The organism is Bradyrhizobium sp. 132, assembly GCF_023074185.1.
In the GTDB taxonomy this organism is placed as follows: domain Bacteria; phylum Pseudomonadota; class Alphaproteobacteria; order Rhizobiales; family Xanthobacteraceae; genus Bradyrhizobium.
Genome location: NZ_JADPKY010000158.1, coordinates 206,626 through 227,427, shown reverse-complemented (window position 1 = coordinate 227,427; position 20,802 = coordinate 206,626). Strand labels below are relative to the sequence as shown.

20 protein-coding genes are annotated in these 20,802 nt (G+C 63.3%); 15 read left to right on the top strand and 5 right to left on the bottom strand.

Translation table 11 applies throughout. The annotated features are described in order from the left end of the window. Positions 1–156: 156 nt before the first annotated feature. The 6 genes from IVA74_RS34835 (at position 157) to IVA74_RS34810 (ending at position 5,529) form a co-directional block, all read left to right on the top strand. Positions 157–768, top strand: a complete 612-nt coding sequence (locus IVA74_RS34835; RefSeq protein WP_247351852.1) for a sigma-70 family RNA polymerase sigma factor — start codon at positions 157–159, stop codon at positions 766–768. Between the two features lie 368 nt (positions 769–1,136). Then, the gene (locus tag IVA74_RS34830; protein WP_247351851.1) at positions 1,137–1,835 is read left to right on the top strand and encodes a cytochrome c biogenesis protein CcdA; all 699 of its coding nucleotides are present in this window, start codon (positions 1,137–1,139) and stop codon (positions 1,833–1,835) included. A 32-nt stretch (positions 1,836–1,867) separates the two neighbouring features. Beyond that, positions 1,868–2,431: a thioredoxin family protein gene (locus tag IVA74_RS34825; RefSeq protein WP_247351849.1), complete on the top strand. Its 564-nt coding sequence runs from the start codon at positions 1,868–1,870 to the stop codon at positions 2,429–2,431. 87 nt (positions 2,432–2,518) lie between these two features. After that, a complete protein-coding gene (locus tag IVA74_RS34820; protein ID WP_247351847.1) occupies positions 2,519–3,496 on the top strand; it encodes a hypothetical protein in 978 nt (325 codons plus the stop codon). Between the two features lie 348 nt (positions 3,497–3,844). Further along, a complete protein-coding gene (locus IVA74_RS34815) occupies positions 3,845–4,438 on the top strand; it encodes a L,D-transpeptidase (RefSeq protein WP_247351845.1) in 594 nt (197 codons plus the stop codon). 53 nt (positions 4,439–4,491) lie between these two features. Continuing rightward, the gene (locus tag IVA74_RS34810) at positions 4,492–5,529 is read left to right on the top strand and encodes an amino acid ABC transporter substrate-binding protein (protein ID WP_247351867.1); all 1,038 of its coding nucleotides are present in this window, start codon (positions 4,492–4,494) and stop codon (positions 5,527–5,529) included. A 278-nt stretch (positions 5,530–5,807) separates the two neighbouring features. Here the strand turns inward: IVA74_RS34810 and IVA74_RS34805 are convergent, their stop codons facing one another. Then, positions 5,808–6,947, bottom strand: coding sequence for an acyl-CoA dehydrogenase (locus IVA74_RS34805; protein ID WP_247351843.1), 1,140 nt, complete (start codon positions 6,945–6,947; stop codon positions 5,808–5,810). 139 nt (positions 6,948–7,086) lie between these two features. After that, positions 7,087–8,286, bottom strand: a complete 1,200-nt coding sequence (locus IVA74_RS34800; RefSeq protein WP_247351842.1) for an acyl-CoA dehydrogenase family protein — start codon at positions 8,284–8,286, stop codon at positions 7,087–7,089. Positions 8,287–8,421: 135 nt separating this feature from the next. On the opposite strand from IVA74_RS34800, the gene IVA74_RS34795 reads away from it, so the two are divergent. Together IVA74_RS34795 and IVA74_RS34790 are read left to right on the top strand one after the other, a co-directional pair. After that, positions 8,422–8,967: a carboxymuconolactone decarboxylase family protein gene (locus IVA74_RS34795; RefSeq protein ID WP_247351840.1), complete on the top strand. Its 546-nt coding sequence runs from the start codon at positions 8,422–8,424 to the stop codon at positions 8,965–8,967. 90 nt (positions 8,968–9,057) lie between these two features. Continuing rightward, complete coding sequence (locus tag IVA74_RS34790) at positions 9,058–9,552, top strand: VOC family protein (protein ID WP_247351838.1); 495 nt, start codon at positions 9,058–9,060, stop codon at positions 9,550–9,552. Positions 9,553–9,640: 88 nt separating this feature from the next. On the opposite strand, the gene IVA74_RS34785 is transcribed toward IVA74_RS34790, so the two are convergent. Then, positions 9,641–10,888 (bottom strand): MFS transporter, encoded by a 1,248-nt coding sequence (locus IVA74_RS34785; protein ID WP_247351836.1) that lies wholly within the window; start codon positions 10,886–10,888, stop codon positions 9,641–9,643. Positions 10,889–11,028: 140 nt separating this feature from the next. Continuing rightward, positions 11,029–12,276: an MFS transporter gene (locus IVA74_RS34780; RefSeq protein ID WP_247351835.1), complete on the bottom strand. Its 1,248-nt coding sequence runs from the start codon at positions 12,274–12,276 to the stop codon at positions 11,029–11,031. 230 nt (positions 12,277–12,506) lie between these two features. On the opposite strand from IVA74_RS34780, the gene IVA74_RS34775 reads away from it, so the two are divergent. From IVA74_RS34775 to IVA74_RS34755, 5 genes are all read left to right on the top strand, one after another. Next, on the top strand, positions 12,507–14,576 hold the full coding sequence (locus tag IVA74_RS34775; protein WP_247351833.1) for a prolyl oligopeptidase family serine peptidase: 2,070 nt from the start codon (positions 12,507–12,509) through the stop codon (positions 14,574–14,576). Between the two features lie 462 nt (positions 14,577–15,038). Next, positions 15,039–16,667 carry a hypothetical protein gene (locus tag IVA74_RS34770; protein ID WP_247351831.1) on the top strand — a complete coding sequence of 543 codons (1,629 nt, stop codon included), beginning with the start codon at positions 15,039–15,041 and terminating at the stop codon, positions 16,665–16,667. Positions 16,668–16,716: 49 nt separating this feature from the next. Then, entirely contained in the window at positions 16,717–17,760 is a 1,044-nt protein-coding gene (locus tag IVA74_RS34765) for a TAXI family TRAP transporter solute-binding subunit (RefSeq protein WP_247351830.1), read from the top strand. After that, complete coding sequence (locus tag IVA74_RS34760; protein WP_247351828.1) at positions 17,757–18,386, top strand: hypothetical protein; 630 nt, start codon at positions 17,757–17,759, stop codon at positions 18,384–18,386. The genes IVA74_RS34765 and IVA74_RS34760 overlap by 4 nt, the downstream gene beginning before the upstream one ends. 25 nt (positions 18,387–18,411) lie before the next feature. After that, the gene (locus IVA74_RS34755) at positions 18,412–19,026 is read left to right on the top strand and encodes a hypothetical protein (protein WP_247351826.1); all 615 of its coding nucleotides are present in this window, start codon (positions 18,412–18,414) and stop codon (positions 19,024–19,026) included. On the opposite strand, the gene IVA74_RS34750 is transcribed toward IVA74_RS34755, so the two are convergent. Next, positions 19,016–19,699 carry a DUF938 domain-containing protein gene (locus IVA74_RS34750; RefSeq protein ID WP_247351824.1) on the bottom strand — a complete coding sequence of 228 codons (684 nt, stop codon included), beginning with the start codon at positions 19,697–19,699 and terminating at the stop codon, positions 19,016–19,018. The genes IVA74_RS34755 and IVA74_RS34750 overlap by 11 nt on opposite strands. A gap of 227 nt (positions 19,700–19,926) precedes the next feature. Here IVA74_RS34750 and soxX point away from each other — a divergent pair, with 227 nt between their 5' ends. Together soxX and soxY are read left to right on the top strand one after the other, a co-directional pair. After that, complete coding sequence (gene soxX, locus IVA74_RS34745) at positions 19,927–20,286, top strand: sulfur oxidation c-type cytochrome SoxX (RefSeq protein WP_247351822.1); 360 nt, start codon at positions 19,927–19,929, stop codon at positions 20,284–20,286. A gap of 25 nt (positions 20,287–20,311) precedes the next feature. Beyond that, positions 20,312–20,797, top strand: coding sequence for a thiosulfate oxidation carrier protein SoxY (gene soxY, locus IVA74_RS34740; RefSeq protein ID WP_247351821.1), 486 nt, complete (start codon positions 20,312–20,314; stop codon positions 20,795–20,797). The last annotated feature ends 5 nt before the right edge of the window (positions 20,798–20,802 follow it).

Here is a 20,802-nt window from a genome sequence, read left to right as displayed (position 1 = left end):
GCCCCGAATGTTTCGTCGCACCCTATCCGACGAAACAATTTGGCGGCGCACGAAACCATTTTCCTCTTTTCGTGCAGACGTCCCGAAACGTTGGCTCATTAACACTTTGCTCGAAGGAAACGCCGCTCGGTTGCGGCGCTACGGGGAGCCAGGTCAATGCCGAACGTCATCGCCATCAACGCCCAAGCCAGCCAGAGCATCATCGCCGCTCAGGCGACCTCGGACGACATGCTTCTCGAAAGCATTGCCGACGGCAACCGTACGTCCATGCACATCCTTTATTGCCGTCACAGTGTGCGCGTCTACCGCTTCATCCTGCGGATCGTGCGGGACGCCACCACGGCGGAAGACCTCGTCAGCCAGGTGTTTCTGGATGTCTGGCGGACCGCCGGCCAATTCCAGGGCCGCTCGCAGGTCTCGACCTGGCTGCTCTCGATCGCCCGCTTCAAGGCGCTGACCGCGATGCGCCAGCGGCGCTTCGAGGACATCGACCAGGAAGACGTGCGCCAGATCGCCGATGGTTGCGACACGCCTGAGACCTCGCTCGACCGCAGCGACACCAGCGCCATCCTGCGCGCCTGCGTTCAGAAACTGTCACCCGCGCATCGCGAAATCATCAACCTCGTCTACTACCATGAGAAGTCGGTGGAGGAGGTCGGTCAGATCATCGGCATCCCGCAAAGCACGGTGAAGACCCGCATGTTCTACGCCCGCAAGCAACTGGCTGAGTTGCTTAAGGGCGCCGGCGTCGAGCGTTTCGCTGCCTAAAGATGAATTATTTCAAAGAGATAGGATTTCGCAATGGCCCTATCCCGGACACGGAAGTGTTACCGCGGACGAAACAATTGAAACAAAGCACAACATCAGGCGGAAAAACTTCCCTCCTATAAAGATCACATACGGTTTCGTTAAACCTCCCAAGACCTCCAACGACCCGGACGGGATGCCCCCCTCCGGGTCGTTTTGTGTTTTGGGGGTCTGTGGGGCCAACCACGGGCTCCCGCCTCTCCCGCTTGCGGGGAGAGGGGGCACACCGCCGATGCGGCCACGGCTTCCCCGTCACGAACGTGTGACGCCGCGTAACGTCCGCCCCATCCCGCCCGAACTCCTCTCGTGACCCCCATCACGAGTGCCCCATGCTCGAACTCACCTTCGCCCTCCTTGCCGGCGTCCTCACCATCGCCGCGCCCTGCACGCTGCCGATGCTGCCGATCCTGCTCGGCGCCTCGATCGGGCGCGCGGGACACTTGCGGCCGGCGATGATCGTGCTCGGCTTCGTCATCTCGTTCTCGGCGACCGCGTTGCTGCTCGGCGCAATCACGCGGCTGTTCGATTTCGATCCGAACGTGCTGCGCGAGGCGGCATCGATCCTGCTGCTCGGCTTCGGTCTGTTGATGCTGTGGCCGGCGCCGTTCGAATGGCTGTCGATCCGGCTCAATGGCTGGCTCGATCTCGGCAATTCCAACGCTACGCAGCGCGAGGGCGCGCTCGGCGGGCTCTTGCTCGGCACCACGCTTGGCCTGGTCTGGACGCCCTGCGCGGGCCCGGTGCTCGGCTCGATCCTGACGCTGGTCGCGACCGCGAAGAATTTTGGCTGGGCCGGCACGTTGCTGGTGGCCTACGCGATCGGCGCGGCGATTCCGATGCTGGCGATCGCCTATGGCGGGCAGGCCGCGACCACGCGGGTGCGCAGCCTCGCCCGCATCTCGCCACGGCTTCAGCAGGGCTTTGGCGTCGTGGTGATCGGCTTCGCCCTCGCCGCCTATTTCCAATACGACACGCTGATCGTGGCGTGGCTCACCGGCTTTTATCCCACCGGCCAGATCGGCCTGTGATCATCGCGCATCTCAACCGGAGGACTCATCCCATGACTTTCAAACTGCTCGCCGTCTCCGCCGCACTGATCGGCATCGCTGTGACCGGCGCCGTCATCCCGCGTTTCTGCGACGAGGCCGCGCGCGCCGTGCCTGTCGTCACCGCTGCCGCCAGCCAGGAGGCCGCGCCCGACTTCGCCGGCATCAACAACTGGTTCAACTCCAAACCGCTGAACATTGCCGATCTCCGCGGCAAGGTCGTGCTGGTGGACTTCTGGACCTATGGCTGCGTCAACTGCGTCAACACGCTGCCGCACGTCACCGAAATCTATGCGAAATACAAGGACAAGGGCCTCGTCGTGGTCGGCGTGCACACGCCGGAATTCCCGTTCGAGCGCTCGGCCTCCAACGTCCAGGCCGCACTGAAGCGCCACGGCATCACCTATCCGGTGGCGCAGGACAATGATTCCAAGACCTGGAACGCGTACCGCAACCGATATTGGCCGGCGCAATACATCATCGACCAGAACGGCAAGATCGTGTTCCAGCACGAGGGCGAAGGCCGCTACGACGAGATTGATCGCACCGTGGCAAAGCTGCTGAACGCCAATAGCTGATGCCCGGGCTGCGGCGGTCCCGCCCTTGTTGCTTGACTCCACGGACCCGTCCGTGGAGTTTCGCGGCAACGCAATCAGCCGCCCGCGATGGACGACGCCAGCACCAGCACCGACATTCGCCTTCGTGAAGGCGCCTCGATCGCGCAGCGGCTGGTCATGGCCGGCTTTGCGGCCGCCGTTGCGCTGTGCTTCACGCCGGGCCTGTTCACGCACGACACCCTGGAAGTGATCATCTCCGTGGTCGCGCTCCTCGTGGGAGCAGCGTTCGTCGGCGTCATCATGCTGGCGCCGGCGGTGGTGTGGATCATCACGGCGGACGAGATCTTGATCGGAGAGCAGCGCCCGTTCGGAAAACTCCGGACGCGGGTCGTCGCCAAAGACGACATCAGGGGATTGCAGGTTCCCGGCAGCAAGAGGGCGAAAGCCCGCTTTCGGCTCGCCTTCACGCTGGCCTCCGGGGAGCGCCTGACATCCCCGCCGATCGCCGATGTCACCCACGTGCACGACACGGTGGCGCGGATCGCCGCACAATTCGACGTTCCCGATGTCGAGTCCCCCGTCAATCCGCTCGATGCCAGCAATCCCGAGATGCGTCTCGGCGACCCCCTCGAGCCGTTTTCCACGAGGGACATAAGGATCGTCGCACTGATCGTCGTCGCGCTATGTACCGTTCCCTACGCCTACAGGCTCTGGCGTGGCCTGTCGCCCGGGCCGGTCGACATGATGCTGCTGCCGGTTGGCGCGATTGCCGCTTTCGCCGTGCACAGATACGCCAATCTCGTGACCGGCGCTTTCTGGATCATCCGCCAAGGCGATATCCGCGTCGAACGCCTGTGGGGCGACGGCACGTTGCGCGCCGACCATATTGAAGGGCGCCAGGTGAAGACGATCACGGTCGAGCGCCGCGGCCGGTCGGAAGACGAGCACTGCATCGTTGTGATCCGGTTGCTCTCAGGACAACGGTTTCGCAGCCCGCGCATCGGTTCGCGGCCTGAGGCCCGGGCCGTAGGCGCCGAGATCGTCCGGCGCCTCGGGATCGCGGCTGAGAGCAATCAGATCCAGTAACAAGGTTGCCCTTCGGCTCACGTGATTTGGCCGCGTGCTCGCTCTAACCTCTCCCGCTTGCGGGAGAGGTCGGCGCAGAGCGCCGGGTGAGGGTTCTCTCCTCTGGGGGAGTCTTCCTGCGGAGCTACCCTCTCCCCGACCCTCCCCCGCAAGCGGGGAGGGAGCACATCGCGCCCAGCTCACTGCTTTTCGCGCCATGCCCCGTTTGTGGCATTGCCCGCGCTCCGCCAAAAAACCAAAGCATTCTCGTGACATACCAGCCGGGCGCAGCATCAACTTGCCATGAAGCTGCCCCTGGGTTCAGATGGTTTCTGATGATTTGCGCTGTGGCAGCGGGGAGAGCTTGAAATGACGGATATTCGTCGCCTGACTGGGATGTTTGTGGCTGCGATCGGCCTGGTCCTGGCCATCCCGCATGCCTACGCCCAGCAGCCCGACCGCGGCGACGAGCCGGGCCTGGTCGCCGACGATGCCTACCAGCTCGATCCGGAATGGCAGAAGCAGGTCGTCTACTTCCGCACCACCGAAGCGCCCGGCACCCTCATCATCTCGACCGCCGAACGGCATCTCTATCTGGTGCAGCCCGGCGGTCGCGCAATCCGCTACGGCATCGGCGTCGGCCGCGATGGTTTTCAGTGGCAGGGGCTAGTGAACATCACCAACAAGAAGGAGTGGCCGGACTGGACGCCACCGCCGGAGATGATCCAGCGCCAGCCCTATCTGCCGCGCTTCATGGCCGGCGGCCCCGGCAATCCGCTCGGTGCGCGCGCCATGTATCTCGGCACCACCGTCTACCGCATCCACGGCACCAATCGGCCCGACACGATCGGCACCAAAGTGTCCTCGGGCTGCTTCCGGCTCGTCAACCACGACGTCGCCGATCTCTACGATCGCGTCCCTGTCGGCACCAGGGTGGTGATCCGGCAGAAGCCCGAACTCTGATCTTCCCGCTTCGTCCAAATTCCTTTTCCCGATATTTTCGAGAGAGCAACATGATGCGCACTTTTCGAGGCGGCCTGCTGATCGGGCTCGCAGTCGCCGTGCTGGTCGCCGTCCTGGCCATCATCTATGAATTCTACGACACCCGCACGCTGAAGCGCACCGTGCGCCGCGGCGAAGTGCTGTGCGGCGTCAACAAGGGCCTGCCGGGGTTTTCGATCCCCGACGACAAGGGCAACTGGACCGGCTTCGACGTCGATTTCTGCCGTGCGGTGGCCTCCGCGATCTTCAACGATCCGAACAAGGCGAAATTCGTCGCGCTCGATGCCAGCGAGCGCTTCAAGGAATTGCAGAGCCGGAAAGTGGACATCCTCTCGCGCAACTCGACCTGGAGCATGGCGCGCGAACTCGAATATGACCTCTATTTCCCGGCGGTCGCTTATTATGACGGCGCAGGCTTCATGCTGCCGCGCGCGCGCAACAAGGAGACCGCACTGGACCTGACCGGCAGCAAGGTGTGCGTCCAGACGGGGACCACCACGGCGCTCAACGTCGCGGATTACTTCCGTGCGAACAATATGAAGTACGAAGAGATGAAGTTCGACAAACTGGACGACGTCGTGAAAGCCTACGACACCGGCAAATGCGACACGCTGAGCGCCGACGTCTCCCAGCTCTACGCGCTGCGGATCAACCTGTCGAAGCCCGGCGACCACATGATCCTGCCGGACATGATCTCCAAGGAGCCGCTCGCCCCCGTCGTGCGCCAGCGCGACGACGACTGGATGATGATCGTGAAGTGGACGCTGTACGCGATGATCAACGCCGAAGAGCTTGGCGTCTCCTCGGAAAACATCGACGAGGCCCTGAAGTCGAAGAAGCCGGAAGTGATGCGACTGGTCGGCACCGAGGGCAATTACGGCGAGCAGCTCGGCCTCACCAAGGACTGGGTCGTCCGCATCATCCGCAACGTCGGTAATTACGGCGAGATGTACGAGCGCAATATCGGCGAGAAGTCCAAGCTGAAGATCCCGCGCGGGATGAACCAGCTGTGGAATGCCGGTGGCGTGCAGTACGCGCCGCCGGTGAGATAAGGAGCTCTATCCGCCGTCATTGCGAGCGGAGCGGGGCTCGCGCCACATCCTCATTCGTCATGCCCGGGCTTGTCCCGGGCATCTACGTTTGAGGCACATTAAGAACGTAGCTGGCCGGGACAAGCCCGGCCATGACGACCTACGTAACGGGTGGCGCTCTCTCCCCCTCATCCTGAGGAGCGCGGAACGCGCGTCTCGAAGGATGCAGGCCCCAGCCGGGCCTTCATGGTTCGAGATGCCGCGCAAGAGCACGGCTCCTCACCATGAGGAGATGGAGTTCAATACCCTCTTGCCCTTGCCAACTGCTCGGTGTGGTAATTGGCGTCCCCGAACAATTCCTCGCACACACGCGCGCGCTTCATGAAGAAGCCGATGTCGAACTGGTCGGTCATGCCCATGCCGCCGTGCATCTGCACGCCTTCCTGCACCGCGCGCGTGGCGGTGGTGCCGGCGCGGGCTTTTGCCACTGCGACGGCTGAGGCGGCCTTGGCAACGTCCGTATCCAGCGCCTGAAGCGCCTTGATCGTCGCGGCGCGGGTGATCTCGATGTCGACATAGAGCTCGGCGGCGCGGTGCTGCAGCGCCTGGAATTCGCCGATCAGCTTGCCGAACTGCTTGCGGCTCTTCAGGTATTCCACCGTGCGGTTGAACACCTCTTCGCTCAAGCCCACCATTTCGGAGGCGACCGCGCCGCGGCCGATATCGAGCACGCCGTCGAGCAGCGCGGCACCCTGGTCGACTTCGCCGAGCACGCTGTCGGCATCGACTTCGACATTGGCAAGCTCGATGCGCGCCGCGTTGTGCGCGTCGACCATGATGGTGCGCTCGATCGCAACGCGCTTGGCCTTGGGGTTGACCAGGAACAGCGTCAGCCCCTCGCGCTCGCCGGCGGCGCCCGCGGTGCGCGCGGCGACGATGAGGAGGTCGGCGACATGGCCGTCGACGACCAGCGCCTTGGCGCCGGAGAGCCTGAAACCGTTACCGGCACGCACGGCCTGAAGGCTGGTCTGAAGCGGACGATGCTTTGCGCCCTCGTCGACCGCGAGCGTCGCGAGCAGCGAGCCATTGGAAATCTTCGGCAAATATTCCGACTTCTGCGCGGCATTGCCGCCACGGTTCAGCGCCGAGGCCGCGACCACGCTGGTGGCGAGGAAGGGCGACGGCATCAGCGTGCGGCCGATCTCCTCCATCACCACGCCGGCCTCGACATAGCCGAGGCCGCTGCCGCCGAACTCTTCCAGCACCAGCAAGCCGGCAAAACCCATCTCGGCGAAGGAATGCCAAAACTCCCTGGAGAAGCCGGTGGGGTCTTTGCTGTCACGCAGATGGCGCAGATGCGACACCGGCGCCTTGTCGCTGATCAGCCTGCGCGCGCTGTCGCGGAGCATCGATTGTTCTTCGGTGAGGACGAGGGCCATGGTGAGCTCCAACACAGTGCGGTTCGGCTGATTCGGTGGTGACCCTCATGGTGAGGCGACGCGTCAGCGCCGTCTCGAACCGTGCAGGCCATCCTTCGAGACGCGGCCTGACGGCCGCTCCTCGGGATGAGGACTTCGCTTACGCCCCCGGCAGATCGAGGATGCGCTTGGCGACGATGCCGAGCATGACCTCCGTCGTGCCGCCCTCGATCGAGTTGGCCTTGGTACGCAGCCAGGCGCGCGGACGAGCTCCTTGCTTCGAACGCTCGCTGTCCCATTCCAGCGCTTCGACGCCGCCGGCCGACATCAGAATCTCGTAACGACGCTTGTTGAGCTCGGTGCCGTAATATTTCATCGCCGAAGAGAACGCCGGATGCGCCTGACCCGCCTTGGCGAGGTCGACCGCGCGCTCGGCGCAGGCCGCGAGCGCGGCCTCGTCGACGTCGAAGCTGGCGATCCGGCCGCGCAGCATGGGATCGTCGAGCCGTCCCAGCGCATCGGTGCCGACGGAATCCGCCGCGATCTGGCCGAGCGGACGACCGACGCCGCGCTCGCCCATGCCTGATATCATCGCGCGCTCATGCTGAAGCAGATATTTTGCGACGTCCCAGCCGCGGTTGACGGTGCCGACCACATGCGATTTCGGCACGCGGACATTGTCGAAGAAGGTCTCGCAGAACGGCGAGTAGCCGGAGATCAGAAGGATGGGCTTGGTCGAGACACCCTTCGAGGTCATGTCGAACAGGATGAAGCTGATGCCGTCGTGTTTCTTTGCCGCGGAATCGGTGCGCACCAGGCAGAAGATCCAGTCGGCGTAGTTGGCATAGGACGTCCAGATCTTCTGGCCGGTGATGACGAAATCATCGCCGTCGCTCTCGGCACGGGTCTGAAGCGAAGCGAGATCGGAGCCGGCGTTCGGCTCGGAATAGCCCTGGCACCAGCGGATCAGGCCCGCGGCGATGTTGGGCAGATGCTCCTTCTTCTGGGCGTCGTTGCCGTATTTCAGAAGCGCCGGCCCGAGCATCCAGATGCCAAAACTCGACAGCGGCGGCCGCGCACCCAGCTTGGCCATTTCCGCGCGCAGCACCTTGTGTTCGGCAGCGCTGAGACCACCGCCGCCATATTCCTTCGGCCAGTCCGGCACGGTCCAACCCTTGTCGCGCATGCGCTCGAACCAGATGCGCTGCGGCTCGGATGCAAACTTTGCGTTACGCCCGCCCCAGAAGACGTCGGCGTCGGAGGTCGCGGGCTTGCGCATTTCCGGTGGGCAGTTGGCTTCCAGCCAGGCGCGCGTCTCGCTGCGGAATGTTTCGAGATCGGCGTTTTCAGCATCGCTCATGGGCGTTTCCATCAATCAAAAACGACTTGTTGTCGGCGACTCTGGGCCATCACCTCGTGGAATTCAACCACTTCCGCGTCCCGCATCGGCTATAGTCGCTGCCACGGCGAGCTTGAAAACAAAGAGGAAACAACAATGCGCCTGAAGCTTCTTTCGCCTGGCGAAATGAACGAGAGCCAGCGGCAGACCTATGACGAGTCGATTGCCGGCAAACGCGGCAAGCCGCCGGCACCGATGATGGCCTGGCTCAATAGCCCCGACATGGCCCGTCACGCCACGCGACTCGGCGAGGTCCTGCGCTACGACACGATCTTCCCCGCGAAACTTTCGGAGATCGCGATCCTGGTGACGGCGCGGCACTGGACAGCGCATTACGAGTGGTATGCGCACAAGCGCCTGGCGCTTGCGGGCGGTATGAAGCCCGAGATCATCGACGCCATCCGCGACCGCCGCACGCCCGTCTTCGACGATCCCAAGGGCAAGATGATCTACGACGTCGCGAAGTCATTGCACGAGGGCCACGGCGTCGAGAAGGGCCTCTATGACGAGGCGGTGAAGGTGCTCGGCGAGCGCGGCGTCGTCGAGGTAATCGGACTGTGCGGCTATTACACAATGGTGTCGATGACCCTGAACACGTTTGAGTTCGAGCTGCCGGAGGGCGAGGTCCAGGAGCTGGCTTGATTGCCGATTCGGAAACGCTGGGTTTCGGAATAGCCCCGTAGCGGTGTGCCGAGGCTCGCCTTATGTGGAATTCACCAACGGAGCAGCCACATGTCGCAAAGCCCAGCCGTCCATGCCGGCACCAGGATCGGCCACGTTCACCTCAAAGTCGCCGATCTCGATCGCGCGCTCGGCTTCTATTGCGGCGTGCTCGGCTTCGAGCTGATGCAGCGGATGGGCTCCGGCGCGGCCTTCATCTCGGCCGGCGGCTATCACCACCACATCGGGCTCAATACCTGGGAGAGCAAGGGCGGCTCGCCGCCGCCGCCTGATGCGACCGGTCTCTATCACACCGCGATCCTCTATCCGACACGGCCCGCGCTGGCGGATGCGCTGCACCGCGTGCTCTCGGCCGGCATTGCGCTGGACGGCGCCAGCGACCATGGCGTCAGCGAGGCACTGTATTTGCGCGATCCCGACCAGAATGGCGTGGAGCTGTATCGGGACCGGCCCAGGGAGCAATGGCCGTTCGGGCCGGACGGAAAGCTTGCGATGGTCACGAAGCGGCTGGACCTGGAAGAGCTGCTGAAGCAGCGCGAAGCGTGAACTACGCTCTCGCACTCTCGTCATTGCGAGGAGCCCTTTGCGACGAAGCAATCCAGGCTGCCTCTGCGGAAGACTCTGGATTGCTTCGCTACGCTCGCAATGACGACGCAGAATGCGACCTGCCTCGCACCATGATCAACGCCGCCGCCACCACCTCCAGCGCGATGCAGAGATAGAACGGAAGCGCATAGCCGCCCGAAAAGTCGCGCAGGAAACCGACCATCCCAGGGCCGAACGCGTAGGTCACCTGGTTGATCGCGGTGTTGAGGCTGATCAGCACGCCGAACGAGGCGGAGTCGAATTCCTGCTGCACGATCAGCGACGGCAGCGTGATGAGATTGCCGACGGAGAAGCCGAACAACGCGCAGGCGGCGATCAGAACGTAATCATTGTGCAAATTGATGACGACGAGAAGCGCCACGGCCTGGCTCAGGAACGACAGCGCGGACGCAAGCCGCTGGTTGAGGCGGTCGATCACCAGCGAGAACAGCACCCGGCCGATCACCGCCATCGCCGTCAGCACCGCGACGGCCACGGCGGCGCGCTCGCGTCCGATCACGGGATCGAGGAACGAGATCAGGTGGACGATGAAGCCGACCTGCGCGAACAGCACCAGCGCGAACGCGATGGTCACGGTGAGGAAGCCGACGTCGCGCAACGCCCCGGCGCGGATCTGCGCCGACGATTGCGGCTTTGCTTTCGTCGCTGCACGCCGACCATGGAGATCGGGCGGATGGCCGACGACAATCAGGATCACCGGCACGAGCAGCGCCAGCATGGCGCCGGCGACGGTGAACATCGCGCTGGCGAAGCCGATATGACCGATCAAGGTCACCAGCAGCGGCACGCCGACGATGCCGCCGAAGCTTGCGCCGTTCAGCGCCAGGCTGATCGCCATGCCGCGCTTCTGGTCGAACCACAGGCTGATCGTGTTGGTGATCATCGCCAGACTGGTGCCGGCCCAACCGAAGGCGAGCAAGGCGTTCGCGAGATAAAGCTGCCACGGCTCGCGCACCGCGCCGATCGCGACCGCTGCGACCGACATCGCCAGCGTGCCCGCGATCAGGCCGAGGCGCGGCCCGTACTTGTTGACGGCCTCGCCGACGAAAACGACGAGCAGCGCGCCGAACAGATAGAAGAACGTCGTGCCGGATGAGATCAGCGAGGCCGACCAGCCGCGCGCGCGCTGGAGCTCGGCGACATAGACGCTCTGGCTGTAGAAGCCGAGGCCCCAGCCGAAGGTCGCGAGCAGGAAACAGACCGCGACGATGCGCCAGCCTTCGTAACTGAGAGAGGATTCGTCGATGGATGCGTCGTGCCGGGGATTGTCGAGCATTTGCGCTTGTCCTTTGTTTCCCCGTGAGCGCCGCGCTTCACGCCCGCATGTTCATGACGGGCATCATGTAACAACCCAAGCCCCGAAAATCACTTCGACCCGGGTCGAACTATCAACGCTGCTGACAGTCTCCTGCCACCTTAAATCGCATCCGGGAGCTCACCCATGGCCGCGTCCAGCCGCGCCTTGCGGCGGCGGGCAAAGGAGGCGAACGAAAGCACGGCGAGGCCGAACAGCACCGGTGGGAACACCACCATGTTCACCGCGGACCAGCCGTAATTGGCGAGCAATTGGCCGGACGAGAACGAGCCGATCGCCATCATGCCGAACACCAGGAAATCGTTGAAGGCCTGCACCTTGTTGCGCTCCTGCGGCCGGTGCGTCTCCAGCACCAGCGCGGAAGCACCGATGAAGGAGAAATTCCACCCCACACCGAGCACGATCAGCGTCGCCCAGAAATGCATTGCGGTGATGCCGGACAGGCCGATGCCGGCCGCACCGGCCTCCAGCAGCAAGCCGGCGGCAACGACCTTCGGCGCGCCGAAGCGCGCAATCAGCGCGCCCGTGAAGAAGCTCGGCCCGTACATGGCGACGATGTGCCATTGAATGCCGAAATTGGAATCGGAAAGGCTCAGGCCGCACAACTTCATGGCGAGCGGCGCCGAGGTCATCACCAGATTCATCATGGGGTAGGAGATGACGCCGCACAGCGCCGCCGCGATGAAGCGTGGCTGGGTCACGATATCGAGCAGCGGACGCCCGCCGTGCAGATCGGCCGGCGCCGGCTTCGGCATGTCGACTCCGGCGACGATGCTCATCGCGACCAGCGCGACCGCGGCCTGCACCAGGAAGCTGAAGGCGAACAGATAAGGCTGCCAGACGTCCATGGTCCATTGCACGAGCTGCGGACCGAGCACGCCGGCGAACACGCCGCCCGCCATCACCCAGGAAACCGCCTTGGGCCGGTACGCCGCGCTGGCGCCGTCGGCGGCGGCGAAGCGATAGGATTGCGCCACCGCGCCGTAGAGACCGCCGAGGAAGGTTGCGACACAGAACAGCGCGAACGAGGCCTGCAGGATCGCGAACGAGCCGAGCAGACCGGTGAGCGTACCCAGACCCGTGCCGATGATGAACGCCCAGCGGCGACCGAAGCGGCGCGAGATCGCGCCGGTCGGCAAGGTGCCGGCCGCAAGCCCCAGCACATACATCGACAGTGGCACGGTCGCGAGCGACATGTCGGGTGCGAGCGTCGCACCGACGATCGAGCCGGTGGCGAAGATCACCGCCGAATTGGCGCCGGTCAGCGCCTGAGCGGCGGCAAGGCGCCCCACATTGGCGCGCACGCGTGCGTCGGCGGCGATCTCATTGGCTGCAGTCACGTCTAACATCGGCATTTCCGCCCCAAGAGGCTTTCACGGGGCTTTCAAGCGACCCTGTTGATTCCAGGCACTATGGCGGGTGATTCCAGGCACTATGGCGGGGCGCGCCAGGGCGGGCAACCGGCGCAAACGGGCGCAGGCCATGCCTCTGACGCAATCGGGCCGATGATAATGGGCCGCGCTCTTGACGGCTTGCGCTCGATCAAATCCTATCCGCCGCGATCTCAGGAGTTTCGTTCATGTCCGTCGACGACAGGCCTACGCTCAGTGCTCCCGACGACGATCCCTGGCTGTGGCTGGAGGAGATCGAGGGCAAGCTGGCGCTCGATTTCGTCGCGCGGCAGAACAGCCTGACGCTCGACGCGTTTGGCGGAAAGGCTTTTGAGCGCGATCGCGACATCCTCGCGGCGATCTACGATCGTCCCGACAACATCCCCTATGTCAGCCGGCGCGGCGACGACCTGCACAATCTCTGGAAGGACGCGACAAACCCGCGCGGCCTGTGGCGGAAAACTTCGCTTGCGGAGTTTCGCAAACCGCATCCAGCGTGGGAGATCATGCTGGATGTCGACCAGCTCGCCGCGCGCGAAGGCGAGGACTGGCTGCTGAGCGGCATCACCACACAGCCGGGAAACTCGCGGGCGATTTTGAGCCTGTCGCGCGGTGGCAGCGACGCTGTCACCTTGCGCGAATTCGACATCGACACCAAGAGTTTCGTTGAGGACGGATTTGCGCTGCCGGAAGCCAAGGGCGGCGCCGATTGGCTCGATGCCGACACGCTGCTGCTGTCGAGCGCCCATGGCGAAGGCATGGCGACGAGTTCGGGATATTCACGGACGGTTCGCCTGTGGCGGCGCGGCCAGCCTGTCGATCAGGCGCAAATGATGATCGAGACCACGGCCGATCATATGGCCATGTCCGGCATGGCCGACGACACCGCCGCGGTCCCACGCAGCTGGTTCGTCGACCAGATCGACTTCTTCAATCATGCGATCTGGCTGCGCGATGCAGACGGCACGACGACGAAGCTCGACCTGCCGACCGGCATCTGGATGCAGGCGCATGGCGACTGGTTCGCGATGAAGCTGCGCGAAGCCTGGTCGATCGATGGGAGAACCTATGCCGCCGACACCGTGCTCGGCATGTCGCTCTCGGCATTCCTCGCCGGCAGCCGCGATTTCGCGGTCCTGTTCGAGCCGGAGCCACGCCGCGCCCTGCAAGGTCTGTTCTGGGCCGGGGGCAGACTGGTGCTGTCGATCCTCGACGAACTCCAGCCGCAATTCGAGATATGCACGCCGTCCGCCACGAGCTGGAGCCGCGAGTCACTCGGCGGCCTGCCGCAGATCGGCGTCGTTGACATCTGGCCACTGGACCGCCATCCCTCCGAGAGCAATGGCGACCTGCTTGCCAATGTGCAGGATCCGCTGACGCCGCCGTCGCTGCTGCTGATGGAGCGCGGTGTCGCGAGCCCGATTGTGTTGAAGCAGGCGCCGAAGATTTTCACTGCCGACGGCCTCGTGGTGACCCAGCACGAGGCGATCTCGATCGACGGCGAGCGCATTCCCTACGTCCAGACCGGCCCCGCCGGCGAGAGCGGCGATGCGCCGGTCTATATGAGCGCCTATGGCGGCTTCGGTCTCTCGGTGAAGCCGTATTACAACGCATCGCTCGGCAAGCTGTGGCTGGACCGCGGCGGCACGACGGTGCAGGCGAATTTGCGCGGCGGCGGCGAATTCGGCACACGCTGGCACGATGCCGGCCGGCTCGCCGGCAAGAAACTGTCGCACGACGATTTCGCCGCGGTCGCCGCCGATCTCGTCCGCCGTGGCGTGACCAAGGCGAAGCGCATCGCCGCGCAGGGCGGATCGAACGGCGGCATCCTCATCACCAACATGCTGGTGCGATACCCCGAACGTTTCGGCGCGCTGTTCTGCACGATCCCGCTGATCGACATGCGCCGCTACACAAAGCTGCTCGCCGGCGCGAGCTGGATCGCGGAATATGGCGATCCTGACAAGCCGGATGAGTGGGACTGGCTGAAGACGTACTCCGCCTATCACAACGTCAAAGCCGGCCAGTCCTATCCGCCGATCCTGATCGCCACCACGCGGCGCGACGACCGCGTCCATCCCGGGCATGCGCGCAAGATGGCGGCAAAGCTCCAGGCGATGGGTTATGAAGCCTGGTTCTACGAACCGGAAGCAGGCGGCCACGGCTACGGCAAGGACAACAAGGAGCGCGCCGGCTTCGAGGTGCTCGGCTTCCGGTTCTTGAAGAACAAGATCGGGTGGGAGGACGGCGAGGCGTGATCGCCTCTTGCCTGAGTTCAGCGCACGCCGCCCAGCAAGTGGTGCACCTCTCCCGGTTGCGGGAGAGGTCGGCGCGTCCCGGGCGATGCGAAGCATCGTCCCGCGCGCCGGGTGAGGGTTTTATCCTCTAGGGGGTACCCCGTTGCGGAAACACCCTTTCCGCAGCCCTTCCCCAGCCCTCCCCGCAGGCATAGGGGAATCGCATGTGGCACCGCTGCTGCAGGCGAGGTGGAATAACGACTTCCTCCTCTCCGTCCTCGCCATATGCGATAACCCTACCCCCGCGCGGCGAGCCGGAGCGGCGGAGAATTTAATTTGATTTTGCATTAAAATTATGTGTTATATATTCAATTCAGCTATCTTATTTATTCTATGACATTAATTAATTCGATGAGTACCAAAACCATGCGACCAGGCCGATTAATCACGCCATTGTAGTTGTTATTGAAAGAGGCGTGATGCATGCGCCGCCCAATTGATATTGCGCCGAGGAACGGAGAAGACATCTGGGTGGAAGATGCGGCCGGGGCTGTTGAGGCCGCCCACTGGTCGTGCGAGGAGGGCAAATGGGTTTGGACGGACGGCTCTCCGATCGACATCGCGCCGACCCATTGGTATCCCGCAACCGAGGATGTCGATCCAGAGGATGAGCCGTCAGGCAGTTCGCTCGCGGCGGCTGTGATCTTGATCGTCGCAATCTTCGTGGGAGCAACCCTGCTCGGTGTGTTCGAGCCATTCAACGCGCGAACGGCTCAGGAGGCGACGCGCATCGACGGCGAAAGTGTCGTCAGCCTCGGTCGGCAGGCGGAAATCGCGACCAATTCGCAAGCAGCACCTCAGCCAGAAACGATTGGAGCCCCGGTGTTGGCGGTGCCGGCAAGCACGGGCGGGCAGCAGCTCGTCGACGATTCTCCCCGCAGAGATCCACTCGCCAGCGAACTGGCCGGGGCGCGCAAGGAGCTTGACGAGGCGGTCCAGCGCACGCAGGCGGCTGAAATGGCCACGGAGCGGCTGCGGCAATCGCTTCAACAGGAGCAAGCTCACAGCGCCGCGCTCGTGGACGAACTCGCCGGAACCCGCAGCGAGATCGAGACGCGGAACCAACAATCGCGCGACGCGGAGGCTATCGCTGCGCAGCAGAGAGATGCGGCGGCTCAGGACATCGCAGAACTGCGACGGTCAGTGGAGAAGGAGCGGGACAGGAGCGCCGTGCTCGAGAAGCAGGTGAACGCCGCGCAAGCAGCGACCGCGACCGCTGTGCAACAACGCCACGAGGCACAGTCACGCGCCGCGGCACTCGCGAGTGAACTTGCCGGAATACCTCGCGGACCGCTCACGCCGGATGGTGCGGCAGCTGAGCAAAGCGATCTAAAGGGACAGGAGATCGCGGAATTGCGGCAGTCCCTGCAGCAGGAACGGGAAAGGAGCGCCGTTCTCGTCGCAGAGGCCAAAGCGGCGCGAGCGGTAACGGCCGACGCCGAACAACAACGCCGCGCACTCGAAGAAGCCAGAGCGCACGCCGCTACGCTGGCGAGTAAGCTTACCGAAATGCGCCGCGAAATCGAAAGCCGGAACGTGCAATTGCGTGAGGCGGCCGATGCGGCTTCGCAGCAGGGACTGGCAGCGGGCCGAGAGATCGCCGATTTGCGGCAGTCGCTGCAGCAGGAGCGGAGCAGGGCCGACGCCAGGGAGAGGGACCACGCATCGGCAGGGCGCCCCGATGAGCGCGGCCCGGAGCAACCACCTGCAGGCTCGATCTTGCCGACGACGCAGAACGTGAAAGTGACCTCAGCGGAGCCGCTGATAGTTTCAGAGCAAAACGAGGTGGAGGCCAGATTGATCCCGCGCGCCAGGGAATTGCTCGATCAGGGAAATATTGGTGCAGCGCGAATTGTGCTTGAGCTCGCGGTTGAGAAGGACATTGCACGAGCAAGTTTCATGCTCGCGGAAACATATGATCCTGCGGTTTTGTCGGCCTGGGGTACCTATGGAACGCGCAGCGAAGCGGTCAAGGCGCGAGAACTCTACGCCAAGGCACAGAGAGGCGGCATTCGCGAGGCCAAGGAACGGCTGGATGCGTTGCATCCCTGAGTCTTGTTGCAGAACGGAAGGCTGCGATGGCGATCGAGAAGGGAACGACATGAACAAGGTGCCAAGGTCACTCTCGCTGCTGCTGGTCACCGCGCTGGTGCCAATGGCCATTCTGCTTCAGCCGGCCTGCCTGAAAGCACAAACTGGGAAAAACTCCACGGGCGATGCACAATTCGTCCGACGGCCACTCCCGCAAGTGAACGAAAAAGACCGAATGAACGCCTGGACGGTCGGCCTTGCCGGCGGCCTGCTCGAGGGCGCGCCGATCCGTCTCGCCGCAGAAATGGCCCGGGTCGTTGACGACGGTGCAGACCTGCATCTGCTCCCGATCGTCACTCGAGGCGCTACCGACAATCTTAATGCGCTGCTCTATTTGCGTGGTGTCGATACCGCCATCATCAATTCCGACGCGCTCGATGAATACAAGCTTCAGGTACCGCAGATCCAAAGTCGCATCACTTATCTGCTCAATCTTTTTCCGTCTGAGCTGCACATTTTCGTGCGACCGGAGATCACAAGCCTGCAGGATCTTGCCGGCAAGAAAGTGAACTTCAATACCCAGGGCACCGCAGCCGCCTATTCAGGACCGCTGATCTTTAGCCGTCTCGGCATCGAGATCGACAAGGCGTTCATTCCGCATCAAGTTGCCCTGGAGCAGATGCGCAAAGGAGAGATGTCGGCCGTCGTGTTCATCACATCGAAACCCGTCGACGCCTTCGTGCGCGGCCGCTGGGAGGCGGGATTCAAGTTTCTCCCAGTCCATTACGACAGGAAGTTCGAGGACTATTATCTGCCCGCGACCTTGGACGCAAATGAGTACCCCAATCTGATCAAGCAGGGTGAGCGGGTCTCGACCATCGCGGTGCCGACAGCACTTGTTGCATTCAACTGGCCGCCGCGATCGAACCGCTATCAACGCGTGGCGCGCCTTGTCGAGTACCTGTTCTCGCGCGTCGATCGCCTGCAGGCGCCCGGCTTTGACCCGAAATGGCGGTCGATCAATCTCGCGGCAACCGTCCCCGGTCTCACCCGCTTCCAAGCCGCGCAGGAATGGCTAGACCGCAAAGCGCGCAGCGCACAGGCGCCGCCATGAAGACTGCTGCTCCTCCACTCGCCGTCGCCTTCAACATTGCCTGCGGAATCGCGTACGCGCAAAGCACGAGCGATTCCATGGAAACACGCGGGGCATGTTCGGCGATGAAGGGATCAGCACAGCTGGAGTGTATGCAAGATTTGTCACCTAAGAGTCCACCGCCTGGACGGCGCGGGACGGATGATAGCTGGCTGGTCAGCGAGACCACATCGCCGGTCGACTATTCACCGGTCGTCACCGCCACCATCTCTTCTGTCAGCGGCCCGAACGGCGCCGCGATGCAACTCGCTATCCACTGCCGCAAAGGTCGCACGGAAGTCATGATCGCGGGACCGGCGCTCTCACGCGGCGCCAACGAATATGCTGTCTCTTATCGACTCAATGCGGATCCGCCAATTCAACTTGCGGCCGCCTCGCCGTCGTTCGGGTCTGGAATCGCTTTGGGAGGCGATGCCGTGCAATTGCTGAAGTCATTGCCCGATGACGGTAGCATCATTGTGCGTCTTTCCAGCCGCACCGGCGCAGTGCAAGAGGGACAGTTCCGGCTCGGCGGATTCAAGAACGTGCGTGAAAAAATGGCGGCTGCGTGCAAATGGCCACATAGCGTCGCCAGACCAGGAGGGTGATGGTCATGGAGCGGGGAGAAACAAGATGATCAGTCTGAAGTCGGCAATCGCAGTCATCAGCGGCTTGGCGATGATGTTGCTGGTCGGGCCAAACGTCCAGGCCGAGTCGGACAACCATATGATCCCGCAGGCGAGTGAGAGCGTAGCGAGCAATCAGAAACACCCGGGCGGACACAGGCAGGCGAGAAAGCCGGCGCAGAATCAAACAATTAACCGGGCCCCCGCGAGTGAGACGCGGCTGGCTCAAGCAACAAAACCCGAGATCGCCAATAAGTCGCATCGGCTGATCCTGCAAGTGAATTCCAACGAACCCGCGATGATGAACTTGGTACTCAACAATGCAACCAACGTCGCGCAATACTACCGCGAGCTCGGTGAGGCTGTGTCGATCGAGGTCGTCACCTTTGGCCCCGGCCTTCACATGCTGCGCGATGACACTTCGCCGGTAAAGCCGCGCATCGAGGTGCTCGCGATGAGCCATCCCGAAATTTCTTTCAAGGCCTGCGGAAACACCCAGGAAAATATGCGTAAGGCGGAGAACAAGGACATCAACCTGATTGCTCAGGCGACGGTTGTTAAATCCGGCGTCGTCCGCGTTATGGAGCTGCAGGAGCAGGGCTGGAGCTACATCAAACCGTGAGGTCACGCGAAAACACCAGGGTCAGATTGTTCGCCGGCATGTCGATCGTATCGACGAGGCGAAGACCTACGCCGCGTGCGAGGCTCTCGACGTCGCTGATGTCGCGCACGCCCCAGTCGGGATTGCCTTCACGCAAGGATGTGTCGAACACGGCATTGCTGAGCGCGGTGTGCTTGCCGTCGCGCTTGAAGGGGCCGTAGAGGAACAGCTTGCCGTCGGCCCGCAAATAGCGGCCGGCGCCGGCGAACAGGCCCTCGGCGACCTCCCATGGCGCGATGTGGATGACATTGGCGCAGAACACGGCGGCAAGACTTGTCGGCCCCTGCCCGCTCGTCATCTCCGGACACCAGTCGGGATCCGTGAGATCGATCCGCAAGGGCGAGCGGATGTTTTGCAGGCCGGCATGAACGCGCCAGGCCTCGATGCTCTTGAGGTGGCGCTGGTTGAGATCGCTGGGCCACCAGATCAGGCCGGGCGTGTGGCGGGCGAAGTGGACCACGTGCTGCCCGGTTCCGCTGCCGAGCTCGACCACGTCGCCGGTGCAGCCGGCGAGATGCTTTTCCAATACCGCCCAGAGCGATTCGTGATTGCGATGAAACGCAGGTGCATCGAGGCGGCCATCCGACTCGACCCGCCCGCCGTCCCTGCCAAATTCGACGACATATTCAGCCAATTGAAGTCCCCGGAAAAGAAGAAGCAGACGAAAACGCGATCAGAGCCAAGCGCCCGAGAAAAAATGACTGGCCCCAACAGGCCTTACGGACGAACTAGCTCCTTAAGTTGCAATGCAGAAGATATTAACTCCATTTTGCGGCCTGCATAGTCTTGATTGTCAGAACGAGCCGGGTGTGCTTTTGAGCACTATCTTTGGTACACCAGATCATGTTTCGGGACGACGCCTTGACCGCCTTTCCCTGCAAACCCGCCCTGCTCGTTGCGCTGGCCGCCTTGGGGCTCTTGGCGGCCGCGACCCCGGTACGGGCGCAATCCGCCGTGACCGAGGGCCAGAAACTCGCTTTCGACCGCGGCAAGGGCAATTGCCTGACCTGCCACGTCATCAAGAGTGGCGACCTGCCGGGAACGATCGGGCCGGAACTGAAGGACCTCAAGGCCAAGTACCCCGATCGCAACGAGCTGACCGCGATCATCTTCGACGAGACCAAGCGTAATCCGCAGACCATGATGCCGCCGTTCGGCCGGAACCGGATTTTGACCGAACAGGAGATCAGCGCGATCGTTGATTTCCTGCAAACCCTGTGACCGCCGGCACGCCAGGAGACCTGAGATGACCGCACTCACCGGCCCACGCGCGACGCGGCGCCTGATCCTCCAGGGCGCGGCCTCGGTCGCGCTGCTCGGCCTCGGCAATCTGCCGTTCGCTCCCGCGCGCGCCGCGGCCAACGACAAATATCCGGAAGAGGCCTTCAGGCAGAAGAGCGAAGCGGACGCCATCAAGGCGCTCTACGGCAGGACCGCCGAGCCGTCCGACAAAGTCAAGCTGGATGCCCCCGAGATCGCCGAGAACGGCGGCGTCGTGCCGATCTCGGTGACGACGACGCTCGACAAGGTCACCTCGATCTCGTTCTTCGTGGCCGAGAACCCGAGCGCACTGGCCGCGAGCTACAAGATTCCCGAAGGCACGATCCCTGGTGTCGCCAACCGCCTGAAGATGGCCAAGACCACCAACGTCGTCGCAATCGTGGAGGCCGACGGCAAGCTCTACAGCGCGACCAAGGAAGTCAAAGTCACCGTCGGCGGCTGCGGCGGCTAAGCGAG

Excerpts from the sequence above, each read along its gene's own strand:
- IVA74_RS34830 (WP_247351851.1), top strand. The coding sequence starts at position 1,137 with ATGCTCGAACTCACCTTCGCCCTCCTTGCCGGCGTCCTCACCATCGCC.
- IVA74_RS34810 (WP_247351867.1), top strand. The coding sequence starts at position 4,492 with ATGCGCACTTTTCGAGGCGGCCTGCTGATCGGGCTCGCAGTCGCCGTG.
- IVA74_RS34755 (WP_247351826.1), top strand. The coding sequence starts at position 18,412 with ATGATCAGTCTGAAGTCGGCAATCGCAGTCATCAGCGGCTTGGCGATG.
- IVA74_RS34785 (WP_247351836.1), bottom strand. The coding sequence starts at position 10,888 with ATGCTCGACAATCCCCGGCACGACGCATCCATCGACGAATCCTCTCTC.
- IVA74_RS34800 (WP_247351842.1), bottom strand. The coding sequence starts at position 8,286 with ATGAGCGATGCTGAAAACGCCGATCTCGAAACATTCCGCAGCGAGACG.
- IVA74_RS34835 (WP_247351852.1), top strand. The coding sequence starts at position 157 with ATGCCGAACGTCATCGCCATCAACGCCCAAGCCAGCCAGAGCATCATC.
- IVA74_RS34815 (WP_247351845.1), top strand. The coding sequence starts at position 3,845 with ATGACGGATATTCGTCGCCTGACTGGGATGTTTGTGGCTGCGATCGGC.
- IVA74_RS34770 (WP_247351831.1), top strand. The coding sequence starts at position 15,039 with ATGCGCCGCCCAATTGATATTGCGCCGAGGAACGGAGAAGACATCTGG.
- IVA74_RS34760 (WP_247351828.1), top strand. The coding sequence starts at position 17,757 with ATGAAGACTGCTGCTCCTCCACTCGCCGTCGCCTTCAACATTGCCTGC.
- soxY (WP_247351821.1), top strand. The coding sequence starts at position 20,312 with ATGACCGCACTCACCGGCCCACGCGCGACGCGGCGCCTGATCCTCCAG.
- IVA74_RS34780 (WP_247351835.1), bottom strand. The coding sequence starts at position 12,276 with ATGTTAGACGTGACTGCAGCCAATGAGATCGCCGCCGACGCACGCGTG.
- IVA74_RS34820 (WP_247351847.1), top strand. The coding sequence starts at position 2,519 with ATGGACGACGCCAGCACCAGCACCGACATTCGCCTTCGTGAAGGCGCC.
- IVA74_RS34805 (WP_247351843.1), bottom strand. The coding sequence starts at position 6,947 with ATGGCCCTCGTCCTCACCGAAGAACAATCGATGCTCCGCGACAGCGCG.
- IVA74_RS34825 (WP_247351849.1), top strand. The coding sequence starts at position 1,868 with ATGACTTTCAAACTGCTCGCCGTCTCCGCCGCACTGATCGGCATCGCT.
- IVA74_RS34795 (WP_247351840.1), top strand. The coding sequence starts at position 8,422 with ATGCGCCTGAAGCTTCTTTCGCCTGGCGAAATGAACGAGAGCCAGCGG.
- IVA74_RS34775 (WP_247351833.1), top strand. The coding sequence starts at position 12,507 with ATGTCCGTCGACGACAGGCCTACGCTCAGTGCTCCCGACGACGATCCC.
- IVA74_RS34790 (WP_247351838.1), top strand. The coding sequence starts at position 9,058 with ATGTCGCAAAGCCCAGCCGTCCATGCCGGCACCAGGATCGGCCACGTT.
- IVA74_RS34765 (WP_247351830.1), top strand. The coding sequence starts at position 16,717 with ATGAACAAGGTGCCAAGGTCACTCTCGCTGCTGCTGGTCACCGCGCTG.